General features: G+C 38.3%; 22 protein-coding genes. 14 read left to right on the top strand and 8 right to left on the bottom strand.

The window, feature by feature from the left end:
* The first annotated feature begins 107 nt into the window (after positions 1 to 107).
* A complete protein-coding gene (locus J2S13_RS02265; protein WP_307256065.1) occupies positions 108 to 2687 on the top strand; it encodes an AAA domain-containing protein in 2580 nt (859 codons plus the stop codon).
* Between the two features lie 192 nt (positions 2688 to 2879).
* Here J2S13_RS02265 and selD read toward each other — a convergent pair whose 3' ends face one another.
* The 4 genes from selD to J2S13_RS02245 all read right to left on the bottom strand — a co-directional run bounded on the left by selD (position 2880) and on the right by J2S13_RS02245 (position 5988).
* Complete coding sequence (gene selD, locus J2S13_RS02260; protein WP_307256064.1) at positions 2880 to 3935, bottom strand: selenide, water dikinase SelD; 1056 nt, start codon at positions 3933 to 3935, stop codon at positions 2880 to 2882.
* 173 nt (positions 3936 to 4108) lie between these two features.
* Positions 4109 to 4288, bottom strand: coding sequence for a type II toxin-antitoxin system antitoxin (locus J2S13_RS02255; RefSeq protein WP_307256063.1), 180 nt, complete (start codon positions 4286 to 4288; stop codon positions 4109 to 4111).
* A gap of 16 nt (positions 4289 to 4304) precedes the next feature.
* On the bottom strand, positions 4305 to 5144 hold the full coding sequence (locus J2S13_RS02250; protein WP_307256062.1) for an SPFH domain-containing protein: 840 nt from the start codon (positions 5142 to 5144) through the stop codon (positions 4305 to 4307).
* Between the two features lie 463 nt (positions 5145 to 5607).
* Positions 5608 to 5988 carry an Hsp20/alpha crystallin family protein gene (locus tag J2S13_RS02245; protein ID WP_307256061.1) on the bottom strand — a complete coding sequence of 127 codons (381 nt, stop codon included), beginning with the start codon at positions 5986 to 5988 and terminating at the stop codon, positions 5608 to 5610.
* A gap of 146 nt (positions 5989 to 6134) precedes the next feature.
* Between J2S13_RS02245 and selA the strand changes: the two genes are divergently transcribed.
* Entirely contained in the window at positions 6135 to 7529 is a 1395-nt protein-coding gene (selA, locus tag J2S13_RS02240) for an L-seryl-tRNA(Sec) selenium transferase (protein WP_307256060.1), read from the top strand.
* A 74-nt stretch (positions 7530 to 7603) separates the two neighbouring features.
* Here selA and J2S13_RS02235 read toward each other — a convergent pair whose 3' ends face one another.
* Positions 7604 to 7750 (bottom strand): small acid-soluble spore protein P, encoded by a 147-nt coding sequence (locus tag J2S13_RS02235; protein ID WP_307256059.1) that lies wholly within the window; start codon positions 7748 to 7750, stop codon positions 7604 to 7606.
* A gap of 115 nt (positions 7751 to 7865) precedes the next feature.
* On the opposite strand from J2S13_RS02235, the gene J2S13_RS02230 reads away from it, so the two are divergent.
* The gene (locus tag J2S13_RS02230) at positions 7866 to 8123 is read left to right on the top strand and encodes a hypothetical protein (RefSeq protein WP_307256058.1); all 258 of its coding nucleotides are present in this window, start codon (positions 7866 to 7868) and stop codon (positions 8121 to 8123) included.
* 87 nt (positions 8124 to 8210) lie between these two features.
* On the opposite strand, the gene sspO is transcribed toward J2S13_RS02230, so the two are convergent.
* The gene (gene sspO / locus J2S13_RS02225; RefSeq protein ID WP_307256057.1) at positions 8211 to 8363 is read right to left on the bottom strand and encodes a small acid-soluble spore protein SspO; all 153 of its coding nucleotides are present in this window, start codon (positions 8361 to 8363) and stop codon (positions 8211 to 8213) included.
* 125 nt (positions 8364 to 8488) lie between these two features.
* Here sspO and J2S13_RS02220 point away from each other — a divergent pair, with 125 nt between their 5' ends.
* The 8 genes from J2S13_RS02220 to J2S13_RS02185 all read left to right on the top strand — a co-directional run bounded on the left by J2S13_RS02220 (position 8489) and on the right by J2S13_RS02185 (position 14055).
* Positions 8489 to 8653, top strand: a complete 165-nt coding sequence (locus J2S13_RS02220; protein WP_307256056.1) for a hypothetical protein — start codon at positions 8489 to 8491, stop codon at positions 8651 to 8653.
* A gap of 337 nt (positions 8654 to 8990) precedes the next feature.
* The gene (gene acnA / locus J2S13_RS02215) at positions 8991 to 11711 is read left to right on the top strand and encodes an aconitate hydratase AcnA (protein ID WP_307256055.1); all 2721 of its coding nucleotides are present in this window, start codon (positions 8991 to 8993) and stop codon (positions 11709 to 11711) included.
* A 305-nt stretch (positions 11712 to 12016) separates the two neighbouring features.
* The gene (locus J2S13_RS02210; RefSeq protein WP_307256053.1) at positions 12017 to 12448 is read left to right on the top strand and encodes a DUF1801 domain-containing protein; all 432 of its coding nucleotides are present in this window, start codon (positions 12017 to 12019) and stop codon (positions 12446 to 12448) included.
* A 120-nt stretch (positions 12449 to 12568) separates the two neighbouring features.
* Entirely contained in the window at positions 12569 to 12709 is a 141-nt protein-coding gene (locus J2S13_RS02205; protein WP_307256052.1) for an FbpB family small basic protein, read from the top strand.
* 58 nt (positions 12710 to 12767) lie between these two features.
* Entirely contained in the window at positions 12768 to 12911 is a 144-nt protein-coding gene (locus J2S13_RS02200; RefSeq protein ID WP_307256051.1) for an acid-soluble spore protein N, read from the top strand.
* A gap of 42 nt (positions 12912 to 12953) precedes the next feature.
* Positions 12954 to 13187, top strand: coding sequence for a small acid-soluble spore protein Tlp (gene tlp / locus J2S13_RS02195; protein WP_307256050.1), 234 nt, complete (start codon positions 12954 to 12956; stop codon positions 13185 to 13187).
* A 118-nt stretch (positions 13188 to 13305) separates the two neighbouring features.
* On the top strand, positions 13306 to 13722 hold the full coding sequence (locus J2S13_RS02190) for an acyl-CoA thioesterase (RefSeq protein ID WP_307256049.1): 417 nt from the start codon (positions 13306 to 13308) through the stop codon (positions 13720 to 13722).
* 6 nt (positions 13723 to 13728) lie between these two features.
* A complete protein-coding gene (locus J2S13_RS02185; protein ID WP_307256048.1) occupies positions 13729 to 14055 on the top strand; it encodes a hypothetical protein in 327 nt (108 codons plus the stop codon).
* A 24-nt stretch (positions 14056 to 14079) separates the two neighbouring features.
* Here the strand turns inward: J2S13_RS02185 and J2S13_RS02180 are convergent, their stop codons facing one another.
* Complete coding sequence (locus tag J2S13_RS02180) at positions 14080 to 14373, bottom strand: HesB/YadR/YfhF family protein (RefSeq protein ID WP_307256047.1); 294 nt, start codon at positions 14371 to 14373, stop codon at positions 14080 to 14082.
* A gap of 550 nt (positions 14374 to 14923) precedes the next feature.
* Between J2S13_RS02180 and J2S13_RS02175 the strand changes: the two genes are divergently transcribed.
* On the top strand, positions 14924 to 16918 hold the full coding sequence (locus J2S13_RS02175) for a FapA family protein (protein WP_307256046.1): 1995 nt from the start codon (positions 14924 to 14926) through the stop codon (positions 16916 to 16918).
* A 65-nt stretch (positions 16919 to 16983) separates the two neighbouring features.
* Here the strand turns inward: J2S13_RS02175 and plsY are convergent, their stop codons facing one another.
* Positions 16984 to 17565, bottom strand: coding sequence for a glycerol-3-phosphate 1-O-acyltransferase PlsY (gene plsY / locus J2S13_RS02170; RefSeq protein ID WP_307256045.1), 582 nt, complete (start codon positions 17563 to 17565; stop codon positions 16984 to 16986).
* A gap of 366 nt (positions 17566 to 17931) precedes the next feature.
* Between plsY and J2S13_RS02165 the strand changes: the two genes are divergently transcribed.
* Positions 17932 to 19257 carry a purine/pyrimidine permease gene (locus J2S13_RS02165; protein WP_307256044.1) on the top strand — a complete coding sequence of 442 codons (1326 nt, stop codon included), beginning with the start codon at positions 17932 to 17934 and terminating at the stop codon, positions 19255 to 19257.
* Positions 19258 to 19337: 80 nt separating this feature from the next.
* Complete coding sequence (locus J2S13_RS02160; protein WP_307256042.1) at positions 19338 to 19748, top strand: CoA-binding protein; 411 nt, start codon at positions 19338 to 19340, stop codon at positions 19746 to 19748.
* Positions 19749 to 19912: the final 164 nt, after the last annotated feature.

Genomic DNA, 19912 nt, shown 5'->3' with positions numbered 1-19912 from the left:
AATTAGGTAAATATCTTTACTTAATTAGGTCGAGATAGATAGTGGAGGGGAATATGATTATTATGATAAAATAGGTTTTTCGTTTTCATTCAAGAAAGGAAGTTAGCATGAATCAAATTGTTCAATTATTCGAGGAGTGGAATGAGGCTCTTCAAATCGAAATCAATGAATTAAAAAAACAAGGTGGTCATCCTTTTCCTGTGTACGGTGGGCGTTGTGTTAGGTCAACTGAAAAAGGAAGTATCTATTTATTTTCGCTGCATACAGATTTACTTTTACAAGAGGGAATGCCGATTCAACTACAATATGAGGGACAAAAAATAAAAGGGATTTTGCTTTCATGTGAGATGTTTCAACTAGCGGTTGAAGTGGAGGCCTATTTGGGGGGAATGATCGAAGAAGCCACCATTAGGACAGAACCGTGGGAATTGATGGAAAAGTTAATGGAACGATTGAATGAAAGCAAACAGTCCAAGAAAAAAAGGATGAGAATCGAACAACTTCTATTCCCATCAAATATCGATCGCCACCCTCATGAAAAAGTAAAAAATGCCCTTCATGAAGTCATTTTACGAGCTAAATATAATCGTGTGACATATTTATGGGGGCCTCCTGGTACGGGAAAAACCTATACATTATCCCGATGTGCTGCTTGGCATTATTTGAAGGGAAGAAAAATACTGTTATTATCTCATAGTAATGCGGCGATCAATGTCTTGCTTTCCGAAGTAGAACGCTATTTAAAAAAGAAACAGGAATGGAAGCAAGGAGACATCATTCGCTACGGCACGGTCCATAAAGATTTCGCATCTACTCATAAAGAATTAACGATGGATTTCTTAATTGGTCAAGATGAACCACGATTATTTTCAAGAAAATTAGAGTTAGAAAGGGAGCGAAATGAAGTAACAAAGCAATTGACCACATCGAAAGCTTATCAAGTGGTCCAGCGCTTCATTACGATTGAAGAAGAATGGCAAAAACTTCGAGACAAAATGAAAAAATATGAAGAGACCATCTTAGAAGGGGTTGCGATCATCGGGACCACATTATCCAAAGCGACCATCGATCCCCTCATCTACGAAAATTCCTTTGATCTCGTATTCGTGGATGAAGCAAGTATGGCCTATGTTCCTCAGCTAGCCTTTGCCGCAAGCCTTGGGAAACATATCATCGTTTGTGGAGATTTCAAGCAACTTCCCCCGATTGCTGTATCCCATCATCCATTAGTGAACCATTGGTTGAAGGGGGATCTTTTTCACAGAGCAGGGATCGTGGAGGCGCTCCAAAAGCAAGACGGTCATCCCCAGTTATTTTTATTAAAAAAACAGCGGCGGATGCATCCGGATATTTCGGCCTTTACGAATCAATATATATATGGTGGGAAGGTGGAAGATCATTCCTGTGTAAAAGCTTTAAGAGAAAAAATTGTCATGAAAGAGCCGTTTGCAGGGAAGGCAGCTGTTATGCTAAATACTCATGCGAAAGGACATTTTTCTCTAAAGGAAACTCACTCTTATTCAAGATGGAATATTTGGTCCAGTTTTCTCGCCTTACAATTGATCGCCATTGCCAAGGAGAAGGGGATCCAATCGATTGGTTATATTACACCCTATCGTGCTCAAGCCAAATGGATGAATGTCTGCTTATCTGTATTTTTTAGAGAAGAATGGAAAAATCAATCCATTTCGGCCGCGACTGTTCATAAATTTCAAGGTTCTGAACGGGAGATGATTCTTTTTGATACGGTTGACAGTTCTCCTCAACAACAAGCGGGAAGGCTTCTGATCCATGGTGAAAGCGACAGACTCATAAATGTGGCGATGACAAGGGCGAAGGGGAAATATGTGTTTTTAGGAGATGAAGATTTCCTTGAACGACATATTTCAGAAGAAAAACCGATCCGAAAGCTGCAACAATTTTTTCAAAAAAATCACGATGTCGCTCAACTGCATGATAGGAATGAATTGATGCAAACGATCCATCCTCAATTACGTTTTTTTACAGTAGAAGCGGAAAAATATCTATTCGCTGATATGAGGAGAGCCGAAAAAGAAATCATTGTCGCCCTACCACCCAAAAATAAAGGAACGAAGAAACTATGGTCTATTTTAATGAAAAAACAAAATGAAGTGTCAATAAAAATATTATGTAAACTAAAAAACATACCACTTCAAAAAGTCGAAAAACAGTCGGTCATCATGCCTTTCTCATTTTTTATCATTGATCAAAAAATTTTTTGGATTGATCCATTAGGCCAAGGGGAAATGAGCATTCGTTTACATTCTCGCAAAATCATTCAATTGTTTTGGCGAATGTTTGATGCAAAAGGAAATCGAGAGGAAATCCTTCATCAAGTTAAAAGTGAAAACGGACCATCTTTCATTAAAAGGGGGGAGAGAACCCTTATAGATTATTTACACATATGGGATCGCTGTCCTGTATGTGAAGGAAAAAGGTCTGTAAAGGTAACGAAAAATGGATATATTCGTTTAGAATGTGGAAATTGTCTAGAAGGCGGATTTCTTTCTAACAGGCAACTTGATGACTATTTATATAAGAATGGAATCGAATGTAGGAAATGCTATGTACAGCTTCAAGCTGAATGGAAATCCAATCGACTCATCGCTCAATGTCCACATTGTTCAAATCAAATCACACTTTCTTCCCTAAGTGACAAGGGATAAAAGAACCAAAAGCGGAAGCGCCTGATCATCGGCGTACGGATTTCGTAGTCTTTGACTTATCGTACGCGAACGGATCGATCTGAAGAAGTGGACCACTTTTTTAAGAGCGATTCAATGGTCTAAATCTGAAAGTATGTTCAAAAAAAAGGGGCTGTCCCTCATGCTCTTTGGCTTCGAGGACAACTCCTTTTTCTATGGTTTTACGATGATTGCTTTTTCTTTTTTCCCCGTTACATTTCCGATAATCGACACATACTGATTGCCCAGTTCCTTTAATTGATCTACATATTCTTTCGCTTCATCCATTGGCAAACTAATTAGTAATCCACCTGAAGTGATTGCATCACAAAGAATCAATTGTTCGGATATGGATAGAGAGGCGTCACATTCTACCATCTCGTTGACAAACTGTTGATTAGCTTTCGAACCGCCTGGTACTACCCCTTGTTCACATAAATTGAAAGTCCCGTCTAATTGAGGGATACGTGAGTATTCTATTTCAAAGGTAACTTGACTGCCTTGAGCCATTTCGCTTGCATGACCAAGTAATCCGAAGCCTGTTACATCTGTTACAGCATGCGGATGGAAGGAGTGTAATAGCTCGGCCGCTTGTTTGTTTAATTCTGACATCACCGTGATGACTTGCTGTTCCTGCTCAGTGGATACGACCCCTCGTTTAATTCCTGTCGTCATTATACCAACACCAATTGGTTTCGTTAAAACGAGTACATCCCCACATTTTGCACCAGTGTTTTTCCAAAATTTCTCCGGATGAACAATCCCCGTCACAGCAAGGCCAAATTTAGGCTCTTGATCATCGATAGAATGACCCCCAACTGTTACAGCATTTGCTTCATGAACTTTATCTGCAGCCCCCTTTAAAATTTCTGCTAACACGTCCGCTCCTAATTTTTTGACAGGGAAGCCTACAATATTTAATGCCGTTTTTGGAGTTCCACCCATGGCAAAGACGTCACTGAGGGCGTTTGCTGCGGCAATTTGCCCAAATAAATAAGGGTCATCGACTATAGGTGTAAAATAATCAATGGTTTGCACTAAAGCGATTTCGTCTGTCAATTGATAAATACCCGCATCATCTGATGTTTCATTCCCTACAAGTAACTGTGGTACTTGAGGTGGTTTTGGTAATTGACACAAAACTTGTGTCAAGTCACTAGGACTCAGTTTGCAACCTCAGCCAGCTTTTGAAGAAAATTGAGTTAAACGAAGCTTTTCTTCTTCACTCATCTGGCCTCACCTCCTAAGTCATTATTGTACCAAAGGTGAAGGGGAAGTGGCTAATTTGAAGATAGATTCAAAAAAATTAGGCAATCGGTATACCCCAAATCGCCTAATCATTTCAAGCTTGGCTCTCCCTTTTAGTACAAGAGAGGCTTCATCATGCCAGTTTTACTTCTCGTTTATTCTTTTTCTTCTTCCATTCGTTGTTTTCTTGTTAATCGTCCTTCTCGTCTTGCGGCCTCTCTTAATAAAAATTCAATATGACCGTTGACACTTCGAAATTCATCTTGGGCCCATTGTTCGATGATTGCATACAATGCGGGATCGATTCGAAGTGGGAAGTTCTTCTTTTTTGCCATATACATTCACAACCATTTAATATAAACTTCCGGTATTCATTACCGGTTGTGTTCCTCGATCAGAAATAATGGCAATCATTAAATTATTTACCATTTGTGCTTTTCTCTCTTCATCTAACTCTAATAGGGCTTCTTTGTCAAGCTGTTCCACGGCCATTTTTGCCATGGAAACCGCTCCTTCCACAATGATTTGGCGAGCTGAAAGAATAGCAGCCGCTTGTTGTCTTTGTAACATCGCACTGGCAATTTCAGTGGAATAGGCGAGATGAGTTAGACGAGCTTCCATTACTTCAACTCCTGCTACTTTTAGACGATCCTGTAATTCCTCAGCTAGTTCTTTTGAAACTACATCGGCATTTCCTCGCAAAGTTAAATGATTATCTCCGAACGTGTCATAGGGATATCTTGTCGCAACGGCACGAATCGCGGTCTCGCTTTGAATTTCAACAAACCCTTCATATTGGTCAACGTCGAAGATTGCTTTCGCAGAATCAACGACTTTAAACACAATTACCGCTGCAATTTCAATCGGATTTCCTTCCACATCATTGACTTTCAGTTTCTTACTATTAAAATTTCGTACCCGTAAAGAAACAGTGCGGCGAAATGTGAGGGGAATGGTCAAAAATAAACCACTTTCTCGAATGCTTCCTAAATAACGCCCGAAGAAAATTAACACCTGTGACTGGTTTGGTTGAATGACGGTAATTCCGGTTGCGAGTACAATGCCGATCACAGCAAGGAGAATGCCCATGATTATCCCTTGAAAAAAGAGGTAAGCTCCGATAAGAAGGAGGGCCACAACCAATAAGATACCTAGAAATCCATTCATATACCAAGCTTTTCTTTCATTCATTCTAATATCCCCCTAATATTTATTTTATATTATTATGATATCACTTTTGCTAATAAGTGTAAATATATTTTTGCAAAGCAAGGGGATATAGGATGGGAGCATGGTGCAAATATGGTTGAAAAATGAACATAAAAATCAGGAAATAATCAAATCTTCGCCGAACGAGTGCAAATCCCCCGAGATTAAGCGCAAATCTCCGCGGGAAATAATCAAATGCGCCTGGGAAATGTTCAAACGTTCGATTTGAATTTTAAATAGAATGGGGAGACCGGCATGGTGCAAATATGGTTGGGAAATGAACATAAAAATCAGGAAATAATCAAATCCTGCAAGAACAGGTGCAAATCCCCCGAGATCAAGCGCAAATCTTCGCGGGAAATAATCAAATATGCCTAGGAAATGTTCAAATCGTCCGCTTTTCAACCACAAAAAAGAAACGTCATTATAACGTTTCCATAAAAATTCATCTAGGATTCCTTCGAATCTTGATTTCGTTACATATTGACTCGTTAGATGGGTTCTTATCGATAAAAATTTCTAACCAATCCTGTTCGTATTTCGCTGTAATGAGATGATTCGATAAATCGAAAGGAAATTGAACGGATCTTGCTCGCTCCTGATCAGATCCAGGATCCATCTTAATATATAAACGGTCTTTCTCACATTTTATCCATATTTCCTTGATGTGGAAGGTTTCTGTACAAACTTCCACGATGATGTCATTCGTAGTCTCAAATAAATCAAGACGGAACTGTGTTTCATCGAGAAGCGTTGAAATAGGGTCAAGAAACATCTTTTTCATCCACAATTCCCAATCATTCGGACAAAATTGATGATGATTCATAAGGAAACCCCTTCTTTTCGTTTTCAACATCATATTCGCTTGCGGTGATTTCGTGCTCTTATTGTTTGTTTTTGTATGCAGGCAAAGGATAAAATAGTATGATCGTATACAAAATACTTGATTACATTAGAAAAAGAGGGAGAAATGTGAAGGAGTTTGTTAGGCATATACCTCCGATACATGAGATACAACATCATCAGGAGTGGAGGCAATTAAAGCGAGAATTTCGGGTGGAGGATGGAATTTTAACGAATACTATTCGAACGAGTCTTCAAGAAATACGCACTCAACTTTTAAATGAAAGTTGGACAGGTCCAATGCCGGGTACGTCGGATTTTGAGGGTGTTTTGTTCCAGTATATCCGGAAGGTGTTAACGGTAAAATTTTCTTACACACTTCGAAGGGTTCTTAATGCAACAGGAACGGTCTTACATACAAATTTAGGGAGAGCTCGTTTAAGTGAGGAGTCGATTTCCCATGTAGTCGCCACTGCTAAAAATTATAACAATCTTGAGTATCAAATTTCAGAGGGAAGAAGAGGATCGCGACATGATCATATTTCTACACTACTCTGTGAAATCACAGGGGCAGAAGCAGCGATGGTCGTCAATAATAATGCAGCAGCCGTATATCTCATTTTAACGGCCTTAGCCAAAAATAAAGAAGTGGTCGTGTCAAGAGGACAATTAGTAGAAATTGGAGGATCTTTCAGGGTTTCTTCAATCATGGAAGAAAGTGGAGCAAAATTAGTGGAAGTGGGGACAACCAATAAAACACATCTTCGCGATTTTGAACAGGCCATCACTGAAGAATGTGCGATGGTTATGAAGGTGCATACAAGTAATTTTGTCATCAAAGGCTTTACAGCAAAGGTAGATTCAAATCAATTGGCCAAGCTTTGTAAAAAGAAACAGGTACTATTTTACGAAGATTTAGGCAGTGGTTTGCTCTATGATTTACAATCACATGGAATCGGTAAGGAGCCAACCGTGATGGAAGTGCTTCAAACTGGGGTTGATGTTGTTTCATTCAGTGGTGACAAGCTTTTAGGTGGACCACAGGCAGGGATTATTATTGGGAAAAAAACCATCATTGACAGGCTGAAACATCACCAACTAGCTCGTGTTGTTCGGGTGGATAAAATGACATTAGCTGCATTAGAAGGAACTCTTATGCATTATGTCAAAGGCGAAATAAAGAAAATCCCTACTTTTAGAAGTTTGTTCATGAAACCAACCGAGTTATATGAAAGAAGTAGTCAATTTTTACAAAGATTAGCAGAAGAAAATATAACGGGAAGAGTCAAGGAAGAAATAAGTCAAGTAGGGGGAGGAACGATGCCGGATGTAGAAATCCCTACTTTTGTCCTTGCCCTTCAACATCCTCAAATATCCGCACAAGAATGGGAGAAAAACCTGAGAATGGGAGATCCAGCAGTGATCGTTCGAATTCAACGTGAAGAAGTGATCCTTGATTTACGCACGATTGAGGAAGGGGAAGAAGAGGAATTATTATTTAGATGTTTAGTCGAGACGGTTTGATTTAATTTAAAAACCTGTCCCTAATGACTGTTTCATAAGGGACAGGTTTTGATAGACTGTTTGTATTTTCGACTTTACATATCATGTCCTTGATTATTTTTTTGGCGAGTATGATTGCGATTTTTCACTTTATGAGACCCGCTTAATGGTTCTGGTTGACCTGATTGATTCCCTTTTGGAGCGTTTTTTCGCATATCTTTGCCGTCGTTTTTGTTTGTCATATTCGTTATCCCTCCTTAAATATAGATTGTGCGGATTATTTTTACCTATACATGTATTTTTCTTATGCACTTGGGCAATCTAATGTTGCAACATGACGAAGGAGCTGACAATTTTATGCCATATCATAAAAATAAACAACAAGCTTTTCAAGCAGCCCAACAAGGGTTTGTTGAAGCTCAAAATGCCTATAATGATATTGTGATCGATAGTGCTGACTACGGTTCACAACTTTCTCATCTCAAAAATGAAGTGAACGAAGCCTATCAGCAAATTGAAAATGCCTTGGAAGTCGCTTCCGAGCATCAACGTGAACAGCTTGAAAAGTTTCGAAATGATTTAGGGACGATCGTGCAAGAAGTAAATAACCAATAATGTGAAACTTCATTAAGTGAGGTTTTAATTTCCGAATAATAGAAAATAGAGCTTGAATTCCAAGCTCTATTTTCTATTTCCATGAGTTCATTGTTTCTTCTTCCGTTTTTTATTATTTTGCTTTTGCATTTCACTTAATGGTTCATTGGCGAATTCTTCATTATAGCCTGCACCCATTCCTTGGGCTTTAGCTGCGTTCATGGTATTGGAATTCACGTGGTTCGCTTTTCTCTTTCCCATGATGTTCACCTCCTCTTCTTATTGTTTCACCATTTGAAAAAAATATGAAAATCACTTTCGTTAACGTAATTTGTTGTATCGTTTTATCGTGTTTTCAAATACTATGGACGAAAGGATGTGTTCAAATGGGAAAATGGAATGAAGAAGCAGCCCCGAACAATCAAATGCATTCATCTGTTATTCGTTCTTCTAAGTTGATAGAAGATAAGAAAGAGGAAAAAAGGGGTTTTCAAGAAGCATTATCTGATGGTGGGGAACGAAATGAAATCATTGAACAACAAATAAAGTAATAAAAATTTTTTGATGGAATCTATTTTTTCAGTAGATCGTTTAAAAGATATATGATATGTTAATGGAAATGAGGGAAATTCGTCAAAAACTCCCATATATCAACGGTTTTTCGTGAGAATTTACAACGCTGTAATGAAAAAAATGAAGGATAGCAACCATCTGATCGCTTGAATTTTTTTTCATAAGTAAATCTTATGATAAACAATAACATTCTTGTTATTTACTTATGTATGTGCTTATATTAATATGTAAATGTATGAAAAGTAAGAATCAGCCAAGTTTCTTGCTTTTTGACATCATTCTACATAATTTATTAATTAAAGAGGGGGAATCGGGATGACAAAGAACGATGTGTTTAACGCCCGTGCTCATTTTGATTTAAATGGCAAACGTTATAACTATTACCGGTTATCAGCACTTCAAGAAGCTGGTGTGGCAGATATTTCCCGCTTGCCATATTCCATTAAAGTGTTACTTGAATCTGTTCTTCGCCAATATGACGGTCGTGTCATTACGAAAGAACATGTTGAAAATTTAGCTAAATGGGGTTCTGATGCAGTAAAAGACGCAGAAGTACCATTCAAGCCTTCACGTGTTATTTTACAAGACTTTACAGGGGTTCCTGCAGTTGTAGATTTAGCGTCATTACGTAAAGCAATGGCAGATATGGGTGGAAGTGCAGACATGATCAACCCTGAAATTCCAGTTGATCTAGTTATTGACCACTCTGTACAAGTTGACCAATACGGTTCACAAGAAGCTTTACAAAGAAATATGGATTTAGAATTTGAACGTAATGCTGAGCGTTATAAATTTTTAAGCTGGGCTACTAAAGCATTCGATAACTATCGTGCTGTTCCTCCAGCAACAGGTATCGTTCACCAAGTAAACTTGGAATACCTAGCAAGTGTTGTTCATGCAGTTGAATCTGAAAATGGTGAACTTGAAACATATCCAGATACATTAGTTGGTACAGACTCTCATACAACGATGATCAACGGAATCGGTGTTCTTGGATGGGGTGTTGGTGGTATCGAAGCTGAAGCAGGAATGCTTGGTCAACCTTCATATTTCCCAATTCCAGAAGTAATCGGGGTAAAATTAACTGGAGAGCTTCCAAATGGAGCAACTGCAACAGACTTAGCTCTTAAAGTCACTCAAGTGTTACGTCAAAGAGGCGTTGTAGGTAAATTTGTTGAGTACTTCGGAGCAGGAGTATCTAGCCTTCCATTAGCAGACCGTGCAACAATTGCTAACATGGCACCTGAATATGGAGCAACTTGTGGATTCTTCCCAGTTGACGCTGAATCTCTTGGATACCTACGTTTAACTGGTCGTGACGAAGAACACGTTCAAGTTGTAGAACAATATTTAAAAGAAAATAACATGTTCTTTACTCCTGACAATGAAGATCCTGTTTATACAGATGTAGTAGAAATTAATCTTGCTGAAATTGAACCAAACCTTTCTGGTCCAAAACGTCCACAAGATTTAATTCCACTTTCAAAAATGCAACAATCCTTTGTAGATGCAATCAATGCACCTCAAGGAAACCAAGGTTTCGGATTATCATCTGATGAGTTAAACAAAACAGCTACAGTGAAATTCGAAAACGGAGAAGAAGTGGAAATGAAAACAGGTGCTGTTGGAATTGCAGCGATCACTTCCTGTACAAACACTTCTAACCCATATGTACTAGTGGGTGCTGGTTTAGTTGCGAAAAAAGCTGTTGAATTAGGAATGGAAGTACCGAAATATGTTAAAACATCTCTAGCACCTGGTTCAAAGGTTGTTACAGGTTACTTACAAAATTCCGGACTTCAAACTTACCTAGACCAAATTGGATTTAATACTGTCGGATATGGTTGTACAACATGTATCGGTAACTCTGGTCCATTGAAACCAGAAATTGAAAAAGCCATTTCTGAATCCGATCTATTAGTTACTTCTGTTCTTTCTGGTAACCGTAACTTTGAAGGTCGTATCCATCCACTAGTAAAAGGAAACTACTTAGCTTCACCACCATTAGTAGTTGCTTATGCATTAGCTGGAACTGTGAATATTGATCTTCAAAATGACCCGATCGGTAAAGGAAAAGATGGTCAAGATGTATTCTTCAAAGACATTTGGCCAACAACTGAAGAAATTAACGAAGTAGTAAAACGTACAGTAACACCAGAATTATTCCGTAAAGAATATGAGCGCGTATTTGAAGATAACGCTCGTTGGAATGAAATCAAAACAAACAATGACCCACTTTACACTTGGGATGAGGACTCTACTTATATTGCAAATCCTCCATTCTTTGAAGGATTATCAGCAGAACTTAGAGAAATCAAATCACTTACTGGCTTACGTGTCGTTGGTAAATTTGGTGATTCTGTTACAACTGACCATATTTCACCAGCAGGAGCGATTGGTAAAGATACTCCAGCAGGTAAATATTTACGTGCAAAAGGTGTTGAAATCCGTGACTTCAACTCTTACGGATCTCGTCGTGGTAACCACGAAGTTATGATGCGTGGAACATTTGCAAACATCCGTATTCGTAATCAAATCGCACCAGGAACAGAAGGTGGATACACAACTTACTGGCCAACTGGTGAAGTAATGGCTATTTACGATGCATGTATGAAATATCAACAAGATGGTACAGGTTTAGCTGTTCTTGCAGGAAAAGATTACGGAATGGGATCATCTCGTGACTGGGCTGCAAAAGGAACAAACCTTCTTGGAATTAAAACAGTCATCGCTGAAAGTTATGAACGTATTCACCGTTCTAACCTTGTCATGATGGGTGTATTACCACTTCAATTCAAACAAGGTGAAAACGCTGAAACTTTAGGCTTAAGCGGTAAAGAAACGATCGAAGTTCAAATTGACGAAAACGTAAAACCACGTGATATCGTGAAAGTTACAGCTACTGACGAAAATGGTAAGAAGACAGAATTTGAAGCACTTGTACGCTTTGATTCAGATGTTGAAGTTGACTACTATCGTCATGGTGGTATTTTACAAATGGTATTACGCAGAAAATTTAAGCAAGTTAACGCTTAATGAATCATTTTTTCAAAAACCCGACGATATGTCCTCGATGAACATTCGTCGGGTTTTCTATATCATCATCTATTGAAAAACTTCGCATTTGAAGGGCCCCACCTTAACGGGCAGTAAAACCTCCACCTCAAAACGATTTGGAAATAAAGAAGATAGGTGAAGGATCACTGCCCCTATAGATCCGATAAGTTCAACTAACGGTCAGTGGGGGATGAAGAAAACCCCACTGAATGTTAGTTGAACTTTATATAGAAGTGTTACTGTAGTTTGGATATTTTTTATACGAAGGAGATAGGTTCACGCGTATGTATATTTTAAAAACAAAGGAAACCGATCATAGTGTCATTGAGTATATTGAACAAGTTGAAAATCCGAAAAAACGTGAAGATGCTTATCAATTATTAGACATTTTTACGGAAACAACTGGATATGAAGCGAAAATGTGGGGACCCAGTATCATTGGATTTGGCTCTTATCATTATAAATATCCATCAGGCCATGAAGGGGATGCACCTTTAGTAGGTTTTTCACCTCGAAAAGCAAAAATTAGTTTATACTTTGCTACCGGGGATACAAAGCGAGAGCCATTACTAAAGGATTTTGGGAAACATACGACAGGAAAAGCATGTGTCTATATTAATAAAGTAGCCGATATTAACGTTGAAATACTGAAAGAATTGATCATCCAGTCCGTCCAGTTTTTACAGGAAGTGTATCCCGATAAGACGACCAAATGAAATCAGACAAGAAATATTATTTCATTTCACAAAATACACGAAAATATTAGAAAATTCAGTGTAAAATACCTCTCATTTGTGCATACTAAACTCAAAGTAAACAATGGGAGGTATTTTTTTATGAAAATGAAGAAAAAATCTTTTCATGAATTAGTAAAAGAAAATAAACAAGCATTATTGCGGGATCAACAGGCAATGGATGCGTTAGAAGAGCGCTTAGAGGCAAGATTAGAAAGACGGAGAATGGAAAAAGCCGAATAATTTTTTTCTCATAAATCCCCCTCAAAATGGAGAAACTTCTTATGAAGGGGTGATTTGAATGAGTAATCCGAAAAGAGATGCTAGAAAATTTAATCCCAATCATATTGGTACACAACCCCGTGCGGCAGGCGGGAATAAAGGAAAACAAATGCAAGATAAATCTGGTAAACATGCACAAGTGATGCAAACAAAAGGGGAATAGCTCCTTTAAAATCATCGATGAAAAACTTCAATGGAGGGATGGATGATGAACTACGAAAGCAAACCAAAACCGGATGATCGTAGCGATAATGCAGAAAAATTGCAAGAAATGATTCATAACACGATTGGAAACATGGAGGCGGCAGAAGAGTCGATGGCCCTAACGGACTCGGACGAACAAAAAGCTAAAATCGAAGCAAAAAATGAGCGTCGTCGCGAAAGTATTGAAGCATTTCGTAATGAAATCAAAGATGAAGCTCCACATCGAAAACAATAATAGAGGGATGGCTGTCTCACCAAAGGGGCAGCCATTACCTTTTTTTAGCATGGTTGTACAAGGTTTCTTCTATTTTATGATAAGATAAAAGTATATATACAATTTGAGGTGAGGAGATATGGTAGTATCCGAAAAGGAAATCCAGGTGCGCTATGCTGAAACCGACCAGATGGGGGTGGTTTATCATGCTAATTACATCATTTGGATGGAATTGGGTCGCACACAATTGATTGAAGATTTAGGATATCGATATGCCGATATGGAGAAAGATGGGTTTATTTCTCCCGTTATTGAAGTACAAGTTCGCTATAAATCACCAGTCAGATATGGGGAAAAAGCGGTGATCAAAACTTGGATTGAAGAATATGACGGGTTACGTGTTACATATGGGTATGAAGTATTAACCGAAAAAGGGGATGTCGCGATACAGAGTACGTCCCAACATGTTTGTGCGAAAAAAGATTCATTTCGTCCTGTCGCTATGCGGAAATATTTCCCCGATTGGCATGAAGCCTATTTAAAGGCGATGGAGTAGTAGAAAATGGCTTTTGGAATAAAACGTATAGAGTTACAACAGTGGAAACAGAAAATTGACAATGGACATATTGCATTTTTAACTCATTTTTGGCAAGATCCACGTTTCCCACATGTTCGATCTGTCACAAAAGTGGGATGTCAAGATTTAGTGAAGCTTGCAAGCTGGGGAAAAAACTACGGATTAAAAGAAGAATGGATCCATGTCCGTCAAGACGGTTATTCCCATTACGATTTACTAGGTCCAACGCAAGAAAAAATTTTAAAAGAAATGGGGTTAACCACCCATTTAAGTAAATTCTGCGGCCAGATCCAACAATCAGGGGGGGAATGAATTCTCCCCTGATTGAATTGGTTGTTAATTTTTTAAATAATGAAATTCTAATTCATCTAATTTGTCACAATATTGGACATGTAAATCATGTTCATCGAAAAACCATAAATCATTTTCTTCAATAAAAAAAGTAATTCCTTCATATTCAAGTTTTGTCCCGATTTCGAATGGTTCTTCCTTATTTACTCCTAATGAGAATGCTTCGTGTAAAGGGCTTGCCCCCCCATATCTTGCATAAAAACGGATAAAATCTCCCTTTTTTGCTTCCATTTCATTTTTAAACCATTGAAAAGCACGATCGGACAGGATGATGTTCATGATGGGACACCTCACTTATTCTCTATGATTATTTCTACTCATAGTTTACCATAATGATTAGAAATGAAAAAATATAAGCGAAAGGAGAGAGTCAAGTGTTTCGTTTAAGTGATTCAGCTTATGAAATGTTAGCGTATATCGTTCATCAAGAAAAAATAACAGAAGATGAACAATTATATATTCGTTTGTCCATGGGGGCCGGTTGAAGTGGCGCTAAATTAGCGCTGTCTCTGGAAGAGAAGCCATTTACAAAAAGATGAAATCATAAAATGGAAGGAATTATCTATTCTTATTCATGAACAAGACCGACCTCATTTTGAACAAATGACTTTAGATATTACGACAGACCGATCAGGTTATAAAACGATTCATCTCATAAAGAATAAATAATAATTAGCTCCTTCTTCAGCATTTTTTCGTTGGAAAGGGGCTTTTTACATATAAGAGTAAAATTTTTTGCAGGATAAAAGAATGATAAAAAATCGCATTTTATCTTGAATATATAGACAAAAGGTACTAAAACGATCATAATGAAAAAGGGGTGAACCATATGGACAATGCTGTCATTATAAAGGGACAAACGATAGAGGAAGCGATAGAGAAAGCCTTAACACAATTACATGCGAGTCGAGATCAGGTGGAAATAGAAGTATTACGAAAAAATAGCTCGACTTTGTTTGGTCTACATCAAAAGAAAGCCATTGTTCAAGTTACAAAAAAGGGAAAAACCATGGATCAAGAGCATTCTTCATACATCAAAACAGATCGTGAGACGAACAATGAAAATATCCTTGAAGAATCAAATCAACCTCTTGGTAAAGCATGGATAAAAAATGGAAAGATTTACTTTTCTTGTGATGAGAATCATTCCCCCTCCATTATTCCAAATGAAAAGCTGACCATTTTTGTCAATGGTCAAAAAATAACAGAAAAGACAGAGATCACTAGTCAAGACCGGATTGAAATCCAGTTAACCGAAAACAAGATGGCGAGTGAGTTTCATATTCAACTGGTTGAAAACAATATGAAAGTGCTTTTAAAGGTGAAACCGGGTAAAAAGATTATCTATTTACCAAAGGATTCAGAGGCTCGTTCGCCATTAACCATAGATGTTGAAGAAAAACTACTCTCACTGAATGATTTAACCGTATCAATGATTTTGAACGAATTGAATAAACAAAATATTGTGGAGGGAATCGATGAGAACGCGATTTTACAAGCGATCAAACAAGGAGAGGAGGGTGAATGGGTCATTGCAACTGGAACACCTGTCCAACAAGGAACAGATGGGAAGATCGATTTTCTAGTATCCTATGAAACAACGAATATATCACCGAGAATGACTGAAAAAGGTTCAGTTGATTTTCGAGAAGTGAAAAGGATTCCACATGTTGAAGAACGCCAATGGATTGCGACGATTCAACCATCTGTAGCTGGAAGTCCAGGGAAAAATGTCAAAGGGGAGATTTTGAAGCCCAAACCTGTTCATGAGTTTTCAATTCTTCCAGGGAAAGGGATAACTGTAAAAGGGGATCGTGTGTATTCTACTGTAAACGGAAAACCTCATATAGATCGTAGGGGAAATATTGTAAAAATCGAAGTGAATGATGAATTTTTCCATCAAGGGAATGTCGACCTATCCAGTGGAAATATACGATTCCAAGGAAATTTGAATATTGCAGGCAATATCGAAGAATCGATGGAAGTAGAAGCGAAAGGAGAAATTTTGGTTCATGGCACTGTTTCCAATGCAATTGCCTCAGCGGGAAAATCGTTCACTATTGTTAAAAACGTTTTTTCTTCTGATATTTCTGCTGGAGCTTCGAATGCAATCGTGGCGGATTTTACTGATCAATTAAATGAAATTAGGAATGATTTGAAGGAAATTCTACAATCTGTAAAAGCGATCTTGAAGCAAATGACAACTGAGCAACGTAAGAAACTTCGTGATCCTCAATTAATCAATGTTCTCATCGAAAAGAAATATCCAACTTTTCCTTTGCGTGTAAAGCTCTTTGTACAAAAGATTACTAAAAAACAATCTCATTTATCAGAAGAATGGATAGGACTAGGGAATCACCTATATCGTATAGTCATGAATTCCATTCATCAACCAGATGTCCGGGTATATGAACAGCTCTTAAAAGAGATCGATCAAATGTATGAATTCTATGCAGTTCAAAGGGATGAAGCGACAGTTTTAACCGTTCCTTATGCAATCAATAGCCAATTATATAGTAGTGGAGATGTACAAGTAACAGGGCAAGGGTTATATAATTCGGTCGTGAAAGCAAAAGGCAAAGTAAAAGTTGCAGGCTTTATTAAGGGCGGTGAAGTAACGGCGGGAAAATTGGTAGAAGCTGAGGAAGCCGGGTCAGAATTTGGCGTCCATACAGAGATTAAAGTAGATGAAGATGGAATGATCTCCATGAAAACAGTTTATGCCGATACGATGATTCAAATAGGAAAACGTCGCCACCACTTTGATCGTACATGCCATTATGTAAAAGCAAGGATTTCGGATGAAGGTGACATCATTTTTTAAGCGGAGATGTTTTCGAGTGATAGAAGTTGGGATGTAAGAGCAACCGGCTAAGGCCGATTACCGTCTTACATCCATTTTATTTTTGGTTCTGTTTTGTTTATGATTCGTTTAATATTGGCTCGATGTCGGTAAATAACGAAAAAAGCAAGTAAACTAATTGCGATGACCAATGGTTTGTCTCCATAAAAGAAGGAATAAATCACACCGACAATGGCAGCGATTATGGAGGATAGGGAAACCATTTTAGATAAATATAAGCTTAAGAAAAAGCAAGAAATGAGGACCAGAAATAAAATAGGATTGTAGGCTAAAAGCACTCCTCCAGAAGTTGCCACCGCTTTCCCACCGCGAAATCCGGCAAATACTGGATACATATGCCCGATGACGGCAAGTAAACCGGCAAGTAATGGGTGAAAATCAGATCCAAACCAAAAAGGGAGTGCCGTTGCCACCGTTCCTTTTAAAATATCGGCAATCGTGACGACTAAGCCTGCCTTCACTCCAAGAGTTCGAAAGGAATTAGTCCCACCTAAATTCCCACTCCCATGTTCGCGAATATCGATCTTGTAAAATACTTTTCCGACAATCAATCCTGATGGAATCGAACCTAATATGTACGCCAAAAATCCAATTATTGCATATACCATTGACATTGCCCCTTTATTCAGACTATAGCTTTTCATTCTTTTGAACGGAATATACCTGTTTACACAAAAAAGAAAGATGCTCGAAAGTTTTAAATGTAGAAGGAGATTTTCCCACTAACAATGAAAGTTTTACCTTATTTTATCACGAGAGAGTGATAAATGGTGAAAATTTTCGATAATAAAACCGTTTTCAACAAAGCATGGGGTTAATTGCTATAGATGAACTGTTTTTTTTCAAAGGATTGTTAGAGAATAGGATGAAGAGAAAATCCAAATAGTTGCTAGTTTGTTCGATTTATCTTAATCTATGTAATGAAACTTTCTAATAGATAACCTATTTTTTACATTTTGGAACAGGTGAAGAGCATGAAGAATTTATTATCGGCCATTCAATGGATGGCCTTTATGATGGCAAGTTCCATCGTCGCTCCCATTGCCATTGCAGGTATTTTTCATTTAAATGCCACGGATACGGCTGATTTCGTTCAAAGAACTATTTTTATCCTTGGTCTATCAGGTATTTTACAAGGAATCATTGGACACCGTTTACCTGTTAGTGAAGGTCCAGCTGGTTTATGGTGGGGAGTGTTTGCGATTTATGCAGGTTTTGTCGGCACCATCTATACATCTGAAACCGAGTCACTCCAAGCTTTACAAGGTGGGTTGCTAATGAGCGGTGTGATTTTTATCCTTTTGGCAGCATTTGGAGTGATTGAAAAATTATCCAAACTATTCACACCAACGATTACATTTATTTATTTAATGCTATTGATTTTGCAATTGAGCGGTTCATTTATGAAAGGCATGATGGGGCTACCCAATGAAGGGGGAATGATTCAGCTCCCAGTCATGATCAGTAGTATGATCACGTTGATCGTGGCCTTTTATTTCGGTAGTCATAAAATTGCGTTTGTACGCCAGTATTCAGTGATCATTTCCATTACAGTCGGTTGGGGATTATTTGCACTGTTAGGACTAGCTCCACATATTCCTGATACGAATGGAAAATGGATCCATCTCCCTCAATTATTTGTGTTTGGTGCTCCTATTTTTGATAGTGGGACGATGGTGACCGCCGCGTTTACGACCTTGCTTTTAATTGCCAATATGATAGCTTCCATTCGAGTGATGGAAGAAACATTAGCCAAGTGGGTGAAAGTGGAACCGAAACGGCGATACCGTGCATCTGGACTTACGGCAGGAATAAACCAAATGTTGGCAGGGGCTTTTTCAGCGGTAGGTTCTGTGCCGATTTCTGGTTCAGCGGGCTTCGTTATGCAAACAAAAGTCTTTTCGGTCAGGCCTTTTCTTGTAGGTTCAGGATTTGTTGTGATCGTCAGTTTAATTCCACCCGTGATGAATACATTATCGGCTATTCCAGCGCCTGTTGGATATGCGGTGACCTTTGTGATCTTTTCGAAAATGGTTGGACTCGCTTTTTCCGAATTAGATAAAGAAGAAGACATTAAGAGATCGCGGACCGTCGCAGGGGTTGCCTTTCTTAGCGGAGTGGGTGCGATGTTCTTACCTTCCTCCGCTTTTCAGGATCTGCCTGTCATCGTCACTTCTGTTTTGAATAATGGGCTTATTTTCGGTACGATTGTGGCCATTATCGTCGAGCAATGGCTGATCTATTTTTATAACCCAAAGAAAGACGGCATGAATCGGGCAAAAGAGCGGAAAGAAGCATGATTTTCTTTTCCTTAGGCAGGATAATAGGATAAGGAACGAGAATAAATGGTAATAGTACTATTTACTTAGGAGGCATATGTATGATTGAAAATCCTTCAAGAGAGGAACTTGGAAAAATCCTAAAAAAAGCCAAACGAATTGCAGTAGTGGGGTTAAGTAATAATCCAGAACGCACTTCTTATCAGATATCAGCGGCCATGCAAAAAGCTGGTTTTGAGATCATTCCTGTTAATCCGACTGTTAAGGAAGTACTAGGAGTCCAAGCGGTCGCTTCCTTGAAAGAAATTACAGAACCCATTGACATCGTGAATATTTTTAGACGATCAGAATTCTTGCCTGAAATCGCAAGAGAATTTGCTGAGATTGATTGCCCTGTTTTTTGGGCACAACAGGGTGTGGCGAATGAAGAAGCTTATCAATATTTAAATGAAAAAGGGTACACCGTCGTGATGGATCGGTGTATAAAAGTGGAACATGCCTTGACAAAATAAACAAGGAAGATAACAAGCGGATTTTCTTTCGCTTGTTTTTTTCTGAATTGGAACCCTTTTGCTTTTTTTTCGTATGATTGAATAGAATAGGCGAAATAGCCTTTATCGTGTAAAATCAATATGGATATTTTTTCAGGTAAGAATGAAGAATATCACGATCGAAT

Origin of the sequence: Oikeobacillus pervagus (assembly GCF_030813365.1) — a bacterium.
GTDB lineage: Bacteria > Bacillota > Bacilli > Bacillales > DSM-23947 > Oikeobacillus > Oikeobacillus pervagus.
This window is presented reverse-complemented; position numbering and strand designations above follow the sequence as displayed.